Source organism: Desulfoprunum sp., assembly GCF_053613775.1.
The window spans coordinates 1,067,792-1,083,609 of sequence record NZ_JBSHXH010000004.1 but is presented as its reverse complement, the minus strand read 5'-3'; the positions used below and the strand labels follow the sequence as shown (position 1 = coordinate 1,083,609).

General features: G+C 62.9%; 14 protein-coding genes. 8 read left to right on the top strand and 6 right to left on the bottom strand.

Going from position 1 to position 15,818, the window contains the following annotated elements:
- Positions 1-2 precede the first annotated feature (2 nt).
- From murA to ACWGKN_RS08920, 4 genes are all read left to right on the top strand, one after another.
- Positions 3-1,277: a UDP-N-acetylglucosamine 1-carboxyvinyltransferase gene (murA, locus tag ACWGKN_RS08935; protein ID WP_035230737.1), complete on the top strand. Its 1,275-nt coding sequence runs from the start codon at positions 3-5 to the stop codon at positions 1,275-1,277.
- Positions 1,278-1,701: 424 nt separating this feature from the next.
- The gene (locus ACWGKN_RS08930; RefSeq protein ID WP_035230740.1) at positions 1,702-2,307 is read left to right on the top strand and encodes a superoxide dismutase; all 606 of its coding nucleotides are present in this window, start codon (positions 1,702-1,704) and stop codon (positions 2,305-2,307) included.
- Between the two features lie 116 nt (positions 2,308-2,423).
- Positions 2,424-3,269: an AAA family ATPase gene (locus ACWGKN_RS08925; RefSeq protein WP_035230741.1), complete on the top strand. Its 846-nt coding sequence runs from the start codon at positions 2,424-2,426 to the stop codon at positions 3,267-3,269.
- A 16-nt stretch (positions 3,270-3,285) separates the two neighbouring features.
- Positions 3,286-4,476, top strand: coding sequence for a vWA domain-containing protein (locus ACWGKN_RS08920; protein WP_035230743.1), 1,191 nt, complete (start codon positions 3,286-3,288; stop codon positions 4,474-4,476).
- A 36-nt stretch (positions 4,477-4,512) separates the two neighbouring features.
- Here the strand turns inward: ACWGKN_RS08920 and ACWGKN_RS08915 are convergent, their stop codons facing one another.
- Positions 4,513-6,396, bottom strand: a complete 1,884-nt coding sequence (locus ACWGKN_RS08915; RefSeq protein ID WP_035230745.1) for a bifunctional acetyl-CoA hydrolase/transferase family protein/GNAT family N-acetyltransferase — start codon at positions 6,394-6,396, stop codon at positions 4,513-4,515.
- Positions 6,397-6,729: 333 nt separating this feature from the next.
- On the opposite strand from ACWGKN_RS08915, the gene ACWGKN_RS08910 reads away from it, so the two are divergent.
- Positions 6,730-7,464, top strand: coding sequence for a metallophosphoesterase family protein (locus tag ACWGKN_RS08910; protein ID WP_035230748.1), 735 nt, complete (start codon positions 6,730-6,732; stop codon positions 7,462-7,464).
- Positions 7,465-7,473: 9 nt separating this feature from the next.
- On the opposite strand, the gene ACWGKN_RS08905 is transcribed toward ACWGKN_RS08910, so the two are convergent.
- The 4 genes from ACWGKN_RS08905 to ACWGKN_RS08890 all read right to left on the bottom strand — a co-directional run bounded on the left by ACWGKN_RS08905 (position 7,474) and on the right by ACWGKN_RS08890 (position 10,886).
- Positions 7,474-8,850, bottom strand: coding sequence for a serine/threonine-protein kinase (locus ACWGKN_RS08905; protein ID WP_035230750.1), 1,377 nt, complete (start codon positions 8,848-8,850; stop codon positions 7,474-7,476).
- A gap of 236 nt (positions 8,851-9,086) precedes the next feature.
- Positions 9,087-9,380 (bottom strand): mercury methylation ferredoxin HgcB, encoded by a 294-nt coding sequence (hgcB, locus tag ACWGKN_RS08900; protein WP_035230751.1) that lies wholly within the window; start codon positions 9,378-9,380, stop codon positions 9,087-9,089.
- A gap of 13 nt (positions 9,381-9,393) precedes the next feature.
- Positions 9,394-10,581, bottom strand: a complete 1,188-nt coding sequence (hgcA, locus tag ACWGKN_RS08895; RefSeq protein ID WP_452095069.1) for a mercury methylation corrinoid protein HgcA — start codon at positions 10,579-10,581, stop codon at positions 9,394-9,396.
- Complete coding sequence (locus ACWGKN_RS08890; protein WP_424255396.1) at positions 10,578-10,886, bottom strand: ArsR/SmtB family transcription factor; 309 nt, start codon at positions 10,884-10,886, stop codon at positions 10,578-10,580. Before ACWGKN_RS08890 ends, hgcA begins: the two co-directional genes overlap by 4 nt.
- 272 nt (positions 10,887-11,158) lie before the next feature.
- Here ACWGKN_RS08890 and galU point away from each other — a divergent pair, with 272 nt between their 5' ends.
- From galU to ACWGKN_RS08875, 3 genes are read left to right on the top strand one after another with little or no spacing between them, the layout of a single operon-like run.
- Positions 11,159-12,022, top strand: a complete 864-nt coding sequence (galU, locus tag ACWGKN_RS08885) for a UTP--glucose-1-phosphate uridylyltransferase GalU (protein WP_035230855.1) — start codon at positions 11,159-11,161, stop codon at positions 12,020-12,022.
- A 45-nt stretch (positions 12,023-12,067) separates the two neighbouring features.
- Positions 12,068-13,189 carry a GDP-mannose 4,6-dehydratase gene (gmd, locus tag ACWGKN_RS08880; RefSeq protein WP_035230756.1) on the top strand — a complete coding sequence of 374 codons (1,122 nt, stop codon included), beginning with the start codon at positions 12,068-12,070 and terminating at the stop codon, positions 13,187-13,189.
- A 44-nt stretch (positions 13,190-13,233) separates the two neighbouring features.
- The gene (locus tag ACWGKN_RS08875; protein WP_052160106.1) at positions 13,234-14,322 is read left to right on the top strand and encodes a GDP-L-fucose synthase family protein; all 1,089 of its coding nucleotides are present in this window, start codon (positions 13,234-13,236) and stop codon (positions 14,320-14,322) included.
- 29 nt (positions 14,323-14,351) lie between these two features.
- Here ACWGKN_RS08875 and ACWGKN_RS08870 read toward each other — a convergent pair whose 3' ends face one another.
- Entirely contained in the window at positions 14,352-15,662 is a 1,311-nt protein-coding gene (locus ACWGKN_RS08870; protein WP_035230757.1) for a hypothetical protein, read from the bottom strand.
- Positions 15,663-15,818: the final 156 nt, after the last annotated feature.

Here is a 15,818-nt window from a genome sequence, read left to right as displayed (position 1 = left end):
ACATGGATAAACTGATAGTCGAGGGCGGCATCGCCCTGCGGGGTACGGTACGGATCAGTGGGGCGAAGAACGCGGCCCTGCCGCTCATCGCGGCGACACTGCTGGCGCCGGGCCGGCACCGGCTCGGCAATGTCCCCAACCTGCGGGACACCCGGACCTTTCTGAAGCTGATGGAAAACCTCGGGGTCCGGCATGAACGGCAGGAGGACGTGCTCATCATCGACAGTACCAATCTGCGCAGTGCCGAGGCACCCTACGATCTGGTCAAGACGATGCGGGCCTCGGTGCTCGTCCTCGGCCCGTTGCTGGCCCGGATGGGCAAGGCCAAGGTATCGTTGCCGGGCGGCTGCGCCATCGGCGCCCGGCCGATCAATTTCCATATCACCGGCCTCGAAAAACTGGGGGCGACCTGCCGCCTCGAGCACGGCTATGTCGATGCCGAGATCGACGGCCGGCTGCAGGGTGACACCGTCTACTTCGACATCCCGACCGTCACCGGCACCGAAAACCTGTTGATGGCCGCCGTCCTGGCCGAAGGGACCACCATCCTGAAGAATGCCGCCCGGGAGCCGGAAATCGCCAACCTCATCGACATGCTCACCGGTATGGGGGCGCGGATCGAAGGGCGCAACACCGACCGTTTGACGATCCATGGGGTCGACGTGTTGAGGCCGGCCGACTGTGACATCATCCCCGATCGCATCGAGGCCGGCACCTATCTCATCGCCATCGCCGCCACCGGTGGCGAAGGGACCGTCACCCACTGCAATCCCGCCCATCTGCCGTCGCTGCTCGAAAAGCTGCGGCTGGCCGGGCTGATCGTCGACGAGGGCGAGTCGACCATCTCGGTGCGCTGGCCACAGGCGAAACCCCGAGCGCTCAAGAGCGTCGATATCAAGACGATGCCCTTCCCGGGTTATCCTACCGACCTCCAGGCCCAGTTCATGGCCCTGATGGCCCTCAGTGCCGATATCTGCGTCATCACCGAGACCATCTTCGAGAACCGCTTCATGCACGTGGCGGAACTGCAGCGAATGGGGGCCGGTATCCGGATCGACGGCCACAGCTGCGTCATCAACGGCCATGGCATGAACGGGCTGAGCGGGGCCCAGGTCATGGCGACCGACCTCCGGGCCAGCTCCTCGCTGGTGATCGCCGGGCTTGCCGCCTCGGGACGGACCGAGATCTCCCGGATCTACCACCTCGAAAGAGGCTACGAGAACCTGGTGGAAAAGCTCACCGGTCTGGGCGCCAGGGTCTGGAAAGAACAGGAATAGCCGCATCGATCGCCGCGTCGCCGGCCGCCTGGCCAAACGGCGATCGGTCGGCATCCGCTGGTGCCATAATCACCGGCTTGACCGGGGGCGGCGTCCCGATCCGCCCCCCTGACTATCTCCCCCCGTCTCCCTTTCGGCGCCACCCGCCACCCAATCTTCCATCGTTCCGGGCCGCCGCAATCACAAATTTCTCGGCCTTCGCCGATTGACTCCAGTCAGCTCGATAGTTAGCGTATTCTAAAAAGATATGAGGCCGGAACACGAGGATGGTCAAGAGCCATCGATTGCACCTCTGCAGCAAATACGGTTTTTGCTTGATCCTTCACTGATCTTCCGGCGCCTCATTTCGTTGTATCCACCACCAACCGGCCGAGGCCTGGATATTTTCCAGGACCGCCGTCAGCACAGATCAAGGAGGTATTCCATGAGCCATATATTACCGGAACTCCCGTACGCCTACGATGCTCTCGAACCCTACATCGATGCGCGGACGATGGAGATCCATCATACCAAGCATCATCAGGCCTATATCACCAACCTCAACGCCGCGATCAAGGAGAAGGCACCATTCGAAAGGATGAGCGTCGACCAGCTGCTCCGCAACCTCAACGAGATCCCGGAGGATATCCGCACCATCGTCCGCAACCACGGCGGCGGTCATGCCAACCACAGTTTCTTCTGGCCCCTCCTGAAAAAGGATGTTGCCCTGGCCGGGCCGATAGCCGAGGCCATCAAGGCCGAGTTCGGCAGTTTCGACATCTTCAGGGAGAAATTCACCACGGCGGCCACCAAGGTGTTCGGCAGCGGCTGGGCCTGGCTGACTGTCGACAAGCGCAAGCTGGAGATCGTCGCCACTCCCAACCAGGACAGCCCGATCATGCTCGGCAAGATCCCGGTGCTCGGACTCGACGTGTGGGAGCATGCCTACTACCTGCTCTACCAGAACCGCCGGCCGGACTATATCGCCGCCTTCTTCGACGTCATCAACTGGGAGAAGGTGAACGAGCATTACCTCGCCGCTGCCGGCTGATCGCATCGCCCTTGTTCGGGCTGACAACAACCCTCTCCTGTTGACACGGGAGGGGGTTTTTTTGTAGTGTGGGATACGCACGGCGAAAATCTTCATACATCTTGAAAAGGAACGGAATGGAACTCAATCGATTCACCGGGTCGAGCCGTTATGTGCTCGACGAGGAACTGGCCAAGATCGTCAATATCTCCATGGCCCTGGAGATGCCCCTGCTGCTCAAGGGAGAACCGGGCACCGGCAAGACCATGCTGGCCCACGCGATCGCCGAGACCCTCGGCATGCCGTTGATCATTCTCAACGTCAAATCAAACATGAAGCTGGTCGAGGCCCTGTACCAGTACGATACCCTGACCAGGCTGAACGACAGCCGGTTCGGCGACTCACGCCGGGATGTGAGCGACATCAGCGAGTACATCCGGATGGGGCGGATCGGTCAGGCCTTCACCGCCGAGAAGCGGACCGTCCTGCTGATCGATGAAATCGACAAGGCCGAGACCGAGTTCCAGGACGACATGCTCGATGTCCTCGACCAGATGCAGTTCGATATCATCGAGACCGATGAAATGGTCAAAGCCCGGCATCGGCCGGTGATCATCATCACCTCGAACGCCAAGAAGGATCTGTCCGACCCGTTCCTCGGCCGCTGCAATTTCCATCATATCGCCTTCCCCGAGCCGAAGATGATGCGTCGCATCATCGATACTCATTTCCCTGATATCCCGGAGAAGCTGGCGGAGAGCGCGATCCGCACTTTCTACGAACTCCGCAGCATCGACGGGCTCGAAAAGAAGCCGGCGACCAGGGAACTGCTCAACTGGATCAGGGCCCTGCAGGCCGACCCCGATTTCCGCCGCGGCGAGGCGCTCGACCGGGAGATCCCGTACCTCGGCGTCCTGTTCAAGAAAAGCGGCGATTACCTGAAGTCCGCCAACCTGATCATGAAGCGGGGCTTCTTCCGCTGAGCGGGAGCTGAGGCCGGTGTTCATTCAATTCTTCTATACCCTCCGCGACGTCGGCATCCCGGTCAGCCCCACCTCGTTCCTGCTGCTGCAGCGGGCGATGGGCGAGGGGCTGGTCAACTCGCTCGACGATTTCTACACCGCCGCCCGGGCCATCCTCGTCAAGAGCGAAAAACACTTCGACCTCTACGACCAGGTCTTCGCCCACACCTTCGAGGGGGCCGATCTGGCCCAGGCCGGCGAGGCCGAATTCGACCTCGTTGCCGCCGGCCTGCTCGACGAATGGCTGAACAACCCGAAGCGGCTGGCCCATGCCCTGGGCCTGGACGAGAAGAAGCTGGCGTCGATGTCGCCGGAGGAGGTGCTCGCCTATTTCAAGAAGCGGCTGCAGGATCAGAAGGAACGGCATGAAGGCGGATCGAAGTGGATCGGCACCGGCGGCACCTCGCCGGTCGGGCATTCGGGCTATCATCCCGGCGGCATGCGGGTCGGCGGCGAGTCGATGAACCGTTCGGCGGTCAAGGTGGCGGGGGAACGGCGTTACCGCGATTATTCGACCGACGGCCCGCTGTCGCGGCGGTCGCTGGGCGAGGGACTGAAACGGCTCAGACATCTGGTGCCGCAGGGGGTGCGGGACCGGATCAACGTCGACGACAGCATCTACCAGACCATCAAAAACGGCGGCGAGATCGAACTGGTGTTCGAGCGGGCGACCGTCGACCGTCTCAAGATCATCCTCGCCATCGACAACGGCGGCTGGTCGATGGAGCCCTACGTCGATGTCGTCCAGGCGCTGTTCGCCTTGGCCCGGACCCAGTTCAAGGAACTGACCACCCTCTATTTCCACAACACCATCTATGATCAGCTGTGGGAGGATGCGTCGCGGTCGCGACGGCCGGTGGCGGTCGACGACCTGATCCGCCGTGACCCGGAGAGCCGCCTGATCATCATCGGCGATGCCTCGATGGCCCCCTACGAACTGCTGGCGGCGGATGGATCGATCCATGCCTTCGAACGCAGCGGCCGACCCAGCATCGAACGGTTGCGGCTGATGGCCGCCACCTTTCCCCATGCGGTATGGCTCAATCCGATTCCGCAACGCGACTGGCAGTTCACCCGGACCATCGAGCTGATCAGGGCGATCCTGCCGATGTTCGAACTGTCCCTCGACGGTCTCGATAAGGCCGTCGCCCATCTGATGCGGCGCTGAAGACCGGCCGGCAGGTGATCATCAGCGGCAGGAGGTTCAGGCGAGTTCGTCGAACAGGCAGCTGAGGACGAGATCGCCGTCTTCGTAATGGGTCTTGACCTTGTAGGGAAGGGTCTTGAACAGGCGGATCATGCCGGTGTTGCTGGGGATGGTATAGGCGATCAGGCCGCGCACGCCGTTCTCCCGGCTGGCCGCGGCCAGCTTCTTGAGGAAGATCTTGCCCATCCCCTTGCCCTGGAACTCGGGGCTGACCGAAAAGGCCACTTCGGTCATGTTCGAATCCTTGAGCATCATGCATTCGGCGACGCCGACGATCTTGCCGAACCCGAATTCGCCCACCACCGCGACCAGGGTCAGGTCATGGACATAATCGACATTCGACCGCGATTCGACGTCGGACCGGCCGAAGATCGTTTTCTGGTGGAAGAAGCGGGAGAAGACATCTTCCTTCGGCAGGTTGTAGAAATGCTCCTGGATCCGCCGTTCGTCCACTGGTTTCGCCGGGCGGATAATGACCTGCCGGCCGTCGATCTCGATCGTCTCCTCCAGCCGGACCGGATAGATCGCCTTGACCGCCTCGCCGAGGGTCCTCTCGCTGCCGATCAGGCCCTGTTCCTTGGCGGCGGCAAACAGTTCCTCACGGAAATCGGGGTGGGCGATGCTGATCATCGCGATCGCCCGTTCCTGCAGGCTCTTGCCGAAGAGATTGACCGCGCCGTACTCCGAGACGACATAATGGACATCGCCGCGCGGTACCACCACGACGCGATCGAAGGTGGGGATGATATTGGAGCGGAGCCCGTTCGACGTCTCCTCGGTGGAGAAGATCATCAGGATCGATTTGCCGCCCGGCGAGCGGCGGGCGCCCCGGACAAAATCCGGGATGCCGGAGACGCCGGCGAAACGGGTGACGGCCGAGGCCTCCGCCGCCACCTGCCCGGTCAGGTCCATGGTCCGGGCGACGTTCATCGACACCATCCGGTGATGCTGGGCGATGATGAACGGGTCGTTGACATAGTCGGAGGGATGGAAATCCACCGCCGGATTGTCGTTGAGGAACTCGTAGAGATTGCGGCTGCCGATCGCCATCGATGCGACCATCTTGCCCTCGTTGAGCCCCTTCTTGCGGTTATTGATATTGCCGACGGCATAGAGATGCATGATGTCGTCGGTCAGGAACTGCGAGTGGATGCCGAGGTCGTTCTTGCTGGCGAGCCCCTGCACGGTGGCCTGGGAGGCGGCGTCGAGGCCGATCTGCAGCGTCGACCCGTCCTCGATCAGACGGGCGATGTGACTGCCGATGGCCTGGGCGGCCTCGGAATAATTCTGGCGATTGGTCGGAATGGAGAGCAGTTCCTCCTCGCATTCGACGATCACGTCGACATCGTTGACATGGAGAAAGCTCTGGCCCATGACCCTCGGCATCCGCGGGTTGACCTGGGCGATGACGATATCGGCGGAACGGGCGGCGGCGAGGGTCACATCGACCGAGATGCCGAGACTCATCCAGCCGAAGTCATCCGGCGGCGAGACCTGGACCAGGGCGACGTTCAGCGGCAGTTTCCTGGTGGCGAACAGGGCCGGGACGTCGGACATGTTCATCGGGGTGATGAACCGCTTGTGCAGGGCGATGGAAGGCTCCCGTGTCGAACCGAGATAGATCGAGCGGATATTGAGACTGGTATCCTTGGTGCGGTTGGCGATGGCGGTCAGCGAGGTCGTTTCCTGGCCGAGCAGACGGACGATTTCCAGGCCGCTGAGGTGGTTGGAGTTGTCGCAGAGGGTCTTGACCAGTGCCTGCGGTTCGCCGCATCCCGAGCCGATAAAGACCCTCTGCCCCGATCGTATCATATTGATGGCATCGGTGGCGTTTGCCAGTTTTTCGACGTATCTGTCTGCCCAGTATTGCGGAGTCGGCATAATCTTCCTCATGGCCCCGGCAACGGTTGGACAGCCGGAGGGGTTGGCGGTTTTATCAGCGGCGTCTGCCTGAGCTGAACGGTTGAATCGACGGAGTGCAGGATACCACATTTGCCGGCTGAAGTGAAAGAAAGAGTGTCCCCGACAGCCGGGAACGGCAGGACCTTTTTCAGCTTGACGACCGGCGCCGGATATCTGTTTGCTGTTTCCGACTCCTCGGGATACCATACGAAGAGGAGGCGACTGCGAGCGATCGCGCCGCGGTCGCGGGACGAGGCGACGAGAGGGCGGGCGGACGATACCCACACGGACCTGTCTCCGAGGAAAAGAGCGATGCGTTTAGCCGTTTTTTCAGATATCCATGCCAACCTGGAGGCGTTGGAGGCATTCTGCGCCGATGCCGAGACCCGGAGGGTTGACCGTTACATATGCCTGGGCGACATCGTCGGCTACGGCGCCGATCCCGAGGCCTGCGTTGTCCGAGTCCGCTCCCTGCCGAATATCGAGTTCATCCTCGGCAACCATGACCACGCGGTCGTCGGCGTCGCCTCCAGCATGCGTCGGGATGCCCGCCGGGTCATCGAATGGACGAAACGGCAGCTGACGGCCGACAGCCTGTACTTCCTCCAGTCCCTCGAGGTCTCCCGCAACTGGGGCGATGCCCTGTTCTGCCACGCCAACCCCTACAGGCCGCTGGAATGGTACTACGTCGCCGATAAATCGCATATCTCCCGCTCCTTCGCCCGGAGCCGGGCGAAGATGCTCTTTGTCGGCCACACCCATGTGGCGATGGCGATCACGCGGCGCAACTTCTTCTGCGTCTACCTGCGTCACCCCCGCAACGGGACGATCGTACCGGCGGCCGAACTCAACCGGCAGATATTCAACTGCGGCAGTGTCGGCCAGCCGCGGGACGGCGATCCGCGTGCCTCGTACCTGATCTATGACAGCATCAAGAAGGGTGTGGAATTCATCCGGGTTGAATACGATCAGGTCACCGCCTCCCGGAAGATCAGGGCGGCCGGGCTGCCGGAGGTCTTTGCCGAACGCCTGTTGACCGGGACCTGAGCGCTCTCGTCAGGTCTGAAGTTCTTCCACCTTGCTCTGTTCCGGCAGATACAGACCATTGCCGAACCCCGGTAGCGATCTGAGGAGGTCCTGCCGCAGTTCGACCGCATCGGCGTAGCGGCGGTCCAGCGATGGGGCCAGGCAGCGCATGATGATCCGCTCGAGCGCGGCTGGAATGCGGGGGTCGATCTCGTGCGGGTCGGGGACCCTGCATGCCGAGTCGATATCTGCGGGGTACGGATTTTCCTGATGGAACAGGGGATAACAGCCGGTCGCCAGGACATAGAGGATGACACCGATGGCCCAGACGTCGCTGGCCAGGCAGCTTTTCCCCTCGAACTGTTCCGGGGCCATGAAGTTGAGGGTCCCCCCCGAGGCGGCATCGGCCTTTTCCCAGGCCAGATCCCGGGCGATGCCGAAATCGAGGAGCTTCAGCCGGCCGTCGGCGGTGACGAGGATGTTCTCCGGTTTGATATCCCGGTGCATGATCCGGTGCTGGTGCGAATAGGCCGCCACCGCCAGCAACTGGAGGAAGAGCGACTCCTTGGCGGCGGCGGTCAGGCCCTTTTCCAGCCGCCGGTCGAGGGACTCGCCGTCGACGTATTCCTGGATCAGGATGTACATCCCCTCCTCCTTCACCACCTCGACCAGGCCGGCGATGTTGGGATGGTGGATCAACCGCTTGAGGATGGCGGCGGAGCGCAGGGTGCGGACGTTCATCCTGGCCGTGTGCGGGATCTTGGCGGCGGCGAGTTCCTGGCGGCCGACCTCCTGCACCAGCCAGACATCGCCGTAGGCGCCGCTGCCCAGCAGGCGGATCTTGCGCCACTTGTGAAAGATCCGGTCGTCCTCCTCATCGAGAACGAGCGAGGCGGGGGAGAAAAAGGACAGGCCTTCCTGCAGACGGGCGACCAGGCGGCGCCACAGGTTCTTGGTACTCTGCTGGCCGTGCTCGTCCCAGGGGTAGGTCGGCCGTGGTGACTGGAGCAGGGCCTGGCCCCATTCGAGCAGGATATAGAAACGGATCGAAAAACTGTCCTCGTCGAGGGGCAGGAGGCTGTAATCATCGGCCCCGGCCGCGATATAGGTCGGGACCTTTTTCGCCAGGGCCGGCGGCACCAGGACGATCAGCGGCACCGGCCGGGGGAGCAGTTCGGCGAGAAGACGGATTTCGCGTTCCTGCCGTCTGGCTGCGGCAGCGACATGAAAGAGGGCGAGGCAGATATCCTTCTCCGCAATCGGCGACTCGGCGCGATGGAGATCGGCGATGTCGATGGACAGGGCCTCGAGCTCGAAGGAGGCGATCAGTCTTCTGATCAGCGCCGTCTCCTGCGGCAGGAGTCCTGCCAGAAGGACGGTCTGCGGTGTCGTACCGGATGCATTCATCGTCGGCAACCGATCAGCGCTGGGCTGGGAATCTGCAGTACGGCGAATGGGGGACAGGGGTCTGCCGGCGTCGGGGCAGCCCCCTCATAGAGCCATTGTAGTGGTTATGGCGCAAAAAGGTAAGCAGATACCGGTGCCGTGGTCATTTTGTCGCCGGCGGGCGCCGATGAGGCGCAGCCGGCCGCATCTGGCGGCAATGGCCGGCACCGGTCGACGGCGGAAACCAGGGATCGGGATCAGCAGTTGCAGCCGGAGACGGATTTGCCGGTGATCCTCGACAGCCACCGGTTGATGATCAGGGCGGCGCAGCCGCAGCCGTCATCGGGGTTGACGAAGATGGCCTCGACCGGGCAATTGGTGGCGCAGGCGCCGCATTCCATGCAGCCGTCGGGGTCGACGATGGCCGCCTTGTGCTCTTCGAGCCGGAAAATGCGGTGGGGACAGACGGTGACACAGTTGCCGCAGCCGATGCATGTCTCTCGGTCGAGCCGGAGGATGGCGGCGCCATCGATATAGCGAAAATCCTTCATTGCAGTCTCCTCATCAGGCAAAGGCGCTCCAGATCCACAGCCCCAGGGCAAGCGTCGTGCCGCCGAGCTGGAAGACGAGGCCCCGGCGCATTTCCAGGCCAACCCCCGAGAGCGAGGTGTAGGGGGTGGAACCGGTGAAGTTCATCGCCAGGTAGGAAGCGACGCTGGCGGCCCACAGCACGAGGGCGGTTGCGGCGGGCAGGTCGGCAGCCCAGGTGGTCGGCAGCAGGGCGGCCATAGCGGTCAAACCGCCGACCAGCGCCCCCTTGAGCCAGAACTGGCGGCCGGGGATCCAGGGCAGCAGGAGCGGGGTGAGAACCGCCCCGGCCAGCACCGCCAGCAGGGAGGCGGTAATCGCCTGGATCCCCCTGACCCCGGCGGCGCTCAGGGAATAGATATCCGGGCCGATGCCGGAGATCAGGACGAGGACCACCGTTGCCGCAAGGAACGGCTTCCACAGCAGACAGATTTCAACCGGGATCAGCACCGCCCGCTCGCCGGCCCCGAAGGTCACCGTGCGCATCGTCTCGTCGGCCTGCCGGCCCCGGTGAAGGTAGGCGGGAAGGTCCTGGGCCCGGATCGGGCCGAAGACGCCGTCGAAGCCGCAGGCCTTACGCAATCTGCCGGCGGCCACCCCCACTGCGGCCAGCTGCGGCAGGATGAGCTGGCGGTGGCGGACGATTTCGGCCAGTCGGCTGATCTTTACCTGGTAGGCCACCTCTGCGGTCGAGAAAGTCTTCTTGCCGGCGGCGCACCAGACGTTGATGCCGCGGGTGTCGACGACGAGGATCCAGGCATCGATGCCGGGCAGTTGACGCCGCAGGGCGTCGAAGCTCAGCTTGTAGTTGGCGGTGACGAGGACCGGCGAATCCGGGCCTGGCTGGCCGACACCGTACAAGCCTGGTATCGCTCGGTAATTGCTGCGACAAAAACCGCTCCTGGCGCCGATGGTGCCGAGGTTGTCGCGCCAGGCGAGGGCCGTGTCGACCAGCGGCACCGGACCGGCCGCCGTGTCGATGAAATCGGTGACATAGGGAACGATCCGGTAACCGGGACGCTCGTGGACCCCTGACCGGGGATCGGGTTTCGGGCCTCAGCAGGGGGCGGCATCACCGTGATCGGCCGGCGGCGCCAGGGGGGAGGCCATGGGCAGGGTGGGAAAGGGCTGCAGATTCATATCGTGTTGGAGTTCGGGTTTCATCGCTGTTCTTCCCGACAGGGGGAAAGCATCGCCGACAGCGCTGCCGCCAGGGCGGCCAGCCGTTGCCGGTCGGCACAGTAGCAGGTCCTGGGGCCTTCGACCTCGCCGCTGATCAGTCCGGCATCCTTCAGCACCTTCAGGTGCTGGCTGACCGTCGACTGGGCGAGCGGCAGCACCTCGACGATCCGGCCGCAGATGCAGCGTTCCTCGCGCAGCAACTGCCTGAGAATCCCGATTCGGGCGGGATGACCGAGGGCCTTGCACATCCGGGCGGCGTCGAGTGCTGTAAGATCGGATTCCATCATTATGATTCCGGTGAGGTCAGGGGAGCAGGCTGTGGGTGATCATCACTTATCGTTGAATTACGATAAAAACTTTGGCTCAGGCTGTCAAGCCCAATGTGATCCTAACCGTACGACGGGGAAAGGCCGATTGCCGACCATTCGCAAAGGAACGGGATAAACGGAAAATCCAGGCCAGGGCGGTTTACATTTCCGGGGTTTTCCAATATAGTGGATCCGCATTGTCTGATGGATCAATCGCTAAACCCCGTACCCAAACCTTATCAGTGACAACCATGAAAATACGTAAAGCCGTCTTCCCGGTGGCCGGTCTCGGCACCCGCTTCCTGCCCGCAACCAAGGCCATGCCCAAAGAGATGCTGCCGGTGGTCGACAAACCTCTGATCCAATATGCGGTGGAAGAGGCCCTGGCCTCCGGCATCGAGCAGATCATCTTCGTCACCGGCAGCGGCAAGAGCGCCCTCGAGGATCATTTCGATCGGTCCTTTCAGCTGGAGGAGACTCTGAAGCAGCGAAACAAGATAGAACTGCTGCAGGTCATCGAGTCGATTGTGCCGAATTCGGGCACCATCATCTACACCCGCCAGAGCGAACCGCTCGGTCTCGGCCACGCCATCTGGTGCGCCCGGGATATCGTCGGCGACGAGCCCTTCGCCGTCCTGCTGGCCGACGACCTGATCCAGAGCGACGTTCCGGTCCTGCACCAGATGGTCCAGGAGTTCGATCGCCTGCGGGCCTCGATGGTGGCGGTGATCGAGGTGCCGCAGGAGGAGACGTCGAAGTACGGCATCCTCGAGACCGAAGAGGCGGTCAACGGCACGATGCGGGTGCAGCGGATGGTGGAGAAACCGCCGGCCGACCAGGCCCCGTCGAATATCGCCGCCATTGGCCGCTATATCCTGACGCCGCAGATCTTCAGCATCCTCGGCGGGCATCGCAAGGGTGCGGGCGGCGAGATCCAGCTCACCGACGCGATGTCGCAGCTGCTGCACACCCAGCCGATCTTCGCCTTCAAATTCCAGGGCGTCCGCTTCGACTGCGGCGACAAGGCCGGCTTCCAGATGGCCAACCTCGCCTTCGCCCTCGAACGGCCGGAGATGCGCGATAGCCTGCAGGCCTTTATCCGGACCCTCGTCTGAGGCGATGGCTCAAATTTCATCGCTGCAGACCAGAAAGGGCAGAATATCATGAAAAAAGCATTGATCACCGGGATCACCGGCCAGGACGGGGCCTACCTGGCCGAACTCCTGCTCCAGAAGGGCTACCAGGTTCATGGGATCAAGCGCCGGTCGTCGCTGTTCAATACCGCCCGCATCGACCATCTCTACCAGGATCCGCACGAGGGGGAACGCCGCTTCGTCCTCCACCATGGCGACCTGACCGACTCGTCGAGCCTGATCCACATTATCGAAAAGATCAAGCCGGACGAGATCTACAACCTCGCCGCCCAGTCCCATGTGGCGGTGTCGTTCGAGGAGCCCGAGTACACCGCCAACTCCGACGCCCTAGGCACCCTGCGCCTGCTCGAGGCCATCCGCATCCTCGGTCTGACGCAGACCACCCGCTTCTACCAGGCCTCGACCTCGGAGCTGTTCGGCAAGGTGCGGGAGACCCCGCAGAAGGAGACGACCCCGTTCTATCCCCGCTCGCCCTACGCGGTGGCCAAGATGTACGCCTACTGGATCGTCGTCAACTATCGCGAGGCCTACGGCATCTACGCCTGCAACGGCATCCTGTTCAACCACGAGTCACCATTGCGCGGCGAGACCTTCGTCACCCGCAAGATCACCCGCGCCCTGGCCCGGATCTTCCTCGGTTTCCAGGACTGTCTCTATCTCGGCAACCTCAATGCCAAGCGGGATTGGGGGCATGCCCGCGACTACGTCGCGATGCAGTGGCTGATGCTGCAGCAGGAGCGGCCGGAGGATTACGTGATCGCCACCGGTCAGCAGCATTCGGTCCGCGAGTTCGTCGCCGCCGCCGCCGCCGAGCTTGGTATAACCCTGCACTGGCGGGGGGAGGGCGTCGAGGAGATCGGCATCATCGACAATCTGCCGCCGACCTGTGCCGCTCCCGGTCTGCGCCCGGGCAGTGTCGTGGTGCGGGTTGATCCCCGCTATTTCCGGCCGACCGAGGTCGAGACCCTGCTCGGTGACCCGAGCAAGGCCAGGGAAAAACTGGGCTGGGTGCCGACCACCGGTTTCACCGAGCTGGTGGCGGAGATGATGCGCGCCGATCTCGACGAAGCCAACCGTGATGACCTCTGTCGGCGTGAGGGTTTTACCGTGCTCAACCACAACGAGTGAGTGACGGGGCTGCAGATTACGGCAGCGGCAGGGGAGGCGTTTGGATGACGGGAGAACTGGTGAAGGAATCGGCGATGCTGGCGCCGTCGATGCGGATCCATGTCGCCGGCCACCGCGGCATGGTCGGGGCGGCGATCGTCCGCCGGCTGGAGCAATGCGGATGTGCGCATATCATTACCCGGACCCATGCCGAGCTCGATCTCACCAGTCAGGCCGACGTGCGGCAGTTCTTCCGCCGCGAGGCCATCGATTACGTGGTGCTGGCCGCCGCCCGGGTCGGCGGTATCCATGCCAACAGCACCTATCCGGCCGAGTTCATCCACACCAACCTGATGATCGAGGCCAACGTCATCCACGAGGCCTGGCGGGCCGGAGTCAGGCGCCTGCTGTTTCTCGGCTCCTCCTGCATCTACCCCAAGTTCGCGCCGCAGCCGATGCGCGAGGAGGACCTGCTCACCGGCATCCTCGAGCCGACCAACGAGCCCTACGCCATCGCCAAGATCGCCGGGATCAAGATGTGCGAGGCCTACAACCGCCAGTACGGCACCTGCTACCGCTCGGTGATGCCGACCAACCTCTACGGTCCGGGGGATAATTATCACCTCGAGAACAGCCATGTCATTCCGGCGATGATCCGCAAGTACCACCTCGCCAGACTGGCGGCCGAGGGCGCGGTCGAGGCGATCCGGCGCGACGAGGCCCGCTACGGCGCGATCCCCGCCGATATCCGGGAGGCCATCGGGCTGGCTCCCGACTCGTCCCGCCTGGTCCATGACCGGCCGCGGGTGATGCTGTGGGGCAGCGGGGCGCCGCGCCGGGAATTCCTCCATGTCGACGACATGGCCGCCGCCTGCCTCCATGTCATGGGGCTGGACCAGGAGGCCTTCGCCGCCCCGGCGCCGTCGTTTCTCAATATCGGCAGCGGCAGCGACATCACCATCCGCGACACCGCCGCCCTGATCGCCGCCCTGGTCGGCTTTGGCGGCGAGACGGTCTACAACCCCGCCCAGCCGGACGGCACGCCGCGCAAGCTCCTGTCCACCAGCCGCATCAATGCCCTCGGCTGGCGGCCGCGATTGTCCCTCAAGGAAGGGCTGGCCGACGCCTACCGCTGGTACCTCGCCCAGTCCTGATCCAATAGCCCTCCCGGCCCTTGTCGGTACTACCGTTCGATCTGCCGCCGGAACAGCCTGATCATATCATCGCGGATCGCTCTGTGATCGAGATGGAAGATATCGCTCGGGAAGAGCAGTTCGGCCACCCCCGAGTCGAAGATGCGCTTGACCTCGTACTCGTCATGGGAGACGTCCTGCTGGTACATGTAGTTCAGCCAGGAACGGTTGGTGTGGATGATGAATTCGACCCGCATGCCGCCAAGCCTGGCGAAAAATTTGAGCATCGGGGTCTTGCTGCTCGATCCGGTGCAGGTGGTCCGGTAGGGCGCCGTCTCGGTCAGGGTGTCGGAGATGTCCTCCAGCACCATGAAGGAATCGGCCTTCGAGGCGCTGCGGACCAGCCGGTTCTGGAACATCTTGACATCGGCGACCGTCTCCAGCACCGCCATCAGGCCGAGTTCGTCGTCGACCGCCACGGCCGGGTTCTTCTCGTTCTTGCGGAGGAGCTTGAGGACCTTGGCCTCCGGCGATTTCTTGCGGATCGAGACGTAGATCGGAATCTCCCGGTCGCCGGCGATGAACCGGCGGCGCTTGAGCAGCGTCAGCTTGACATACGGCTCGGGCACGATCTTTGCGGCCTCCTCCCTGCCGATGACCTTTACCTCGGTGCAGCTGAAGTCTTCGGAATTGTGGTGCGAGAGGAGATAGACGATTTCCAGTTCGCCGATCTTCTGGCGGTGGCTCCACACGTAGTCGTTGAGGAAGTCGAGAAACAGCGAGAACTTCTCCTCGATCTTGGTCTCGCGCTCCCGCTGGTCGATGCTGCCGGCCAGGTTCATCAGCACCAGTTTGCGCCGGGCTTCGAAGCGGGCCTTCTTGTGGTAGCGGTCATCGAACATGATCAGCAGCAGGTTGACCGGGTCGTTGGTCACCTCGATTTCGTTGGTCGTGGCGATGTGCGAGGAGTAGGGGGCCATGATCTTGGTCTTGAGCAGGTTGACCACGGCGTCGGCGGTCCGGGCGTACTCGTAGATCCGGGCCTCGATCTTCCGTGATGTGCCCTCGACCCCGAACATGTTGCCGAGCAGGGTGCAGGCCCGATGGCTGCGTTCCCGGCGCAGCTGCGGGGTGCTGATCAGGGCGGGGATCTGTTCGAAGCCCCTGACGTTGAGAAACTCGAACACCTGGCTGCGCAGGGCCCGGTATTTGGTGACGTTCAACCGGTTCTGCCGCAGCCGCCGCAGCCATTCCCTGGTCTCAATTGAAAACGGAGAGTCGAGCAGCACCGCGTCGGTGGTGGCGAGGGGGCCGTTTTGCTGCAGCGAGGTGAACACGCTGTCCTGATCGAGAACGCTCATGCAGGCTTCCTTGTGGTTGCTCCGGAGGGATGGATAATGGCGGATTTTTGACACACTAGCGGTTCCGTTCGGCTTGTCAAGAGGAAGCTGCAGCGATGCGAAGATACCGATCTCCGCGACGGTTACCGGCGATCGATTGAAAAAGAACGCATATCT

Coding starts and splice junctions, on each gene's coding strand:
- murA (WP_035230737.1), top strand. CDS start 3: ATGGATAAACTGATAGTCGAGGGCGGCATCGCCCTGCGGGGTACGGTA.
- ACWGKN_RS08930 (WP_035230740.1), top strand. CDS start 1,702: ATGAGCCATATATTACCGGAACTCCCGTACGCCTACGATGCTCTCGAA.
- ACWGKN_RS08925 (WP_035230741.1), top strand. CDS start 2,424: ATGGAACTCAATCGATTCACCGGGTCGAGCCGTTATGTGCTCGACGAG.
- ACWGKN_RS08915 (WP_035230745.1), bottom strand. CDS start 6,396: ATGCCGACTCCGCAATACTGGGCAGACAGATACGTCGAAAAACTGGCA.
- ACWGKN_RS08910 (WP_035230748.1), top strand. CDS start 6,730: ATGCGTTTAGCCGTTTTTTCAGATATCCATGCCAACCTGGAGGCGTTG.
- ACWGKN_RS08905 (WP_035230750.1), bottom strand. CDS start 8,850: ATGAATGCATCCGGTACGACACCGCAGACCGTCCTTCTGGCAGGACTC.
- hgcB (WP_035230751.1), bottom strand. CDS start 9,380: ATGAAGGATTTTCGCTATATCGATGGCGCCGCCATCCTCCGGCTCGAC.
- ACWGKN_RS08890 (WP_424255396.1), bottom strand. CDS start 10,886: ATGATGGAATCCGATCTTACAGCACTCGACGCCGCCCGGATGTGCAAG.
- galU (WP_035230855.1), top strand. CDS start 11,159: ATGAAAATACGTAAAGCCGTCTTCCCGGTGGCCGGTCTCGGCACCCGC.
- ACWGKN_RS08875 (WP_052160106.1), top strand. CDS start 13,234: ATGACGGGAGAACTGGTGAAGGAATCGGCGATGCTGGCGCCGTCGATG.
- ACWGKN_RS08870 (WP_035230757.1), bottom strand. CDS start 15,662: ATGAGCGTTCTCGATCAGGACAGCGTGTTCACCTCGCTGCAGCAAAAC.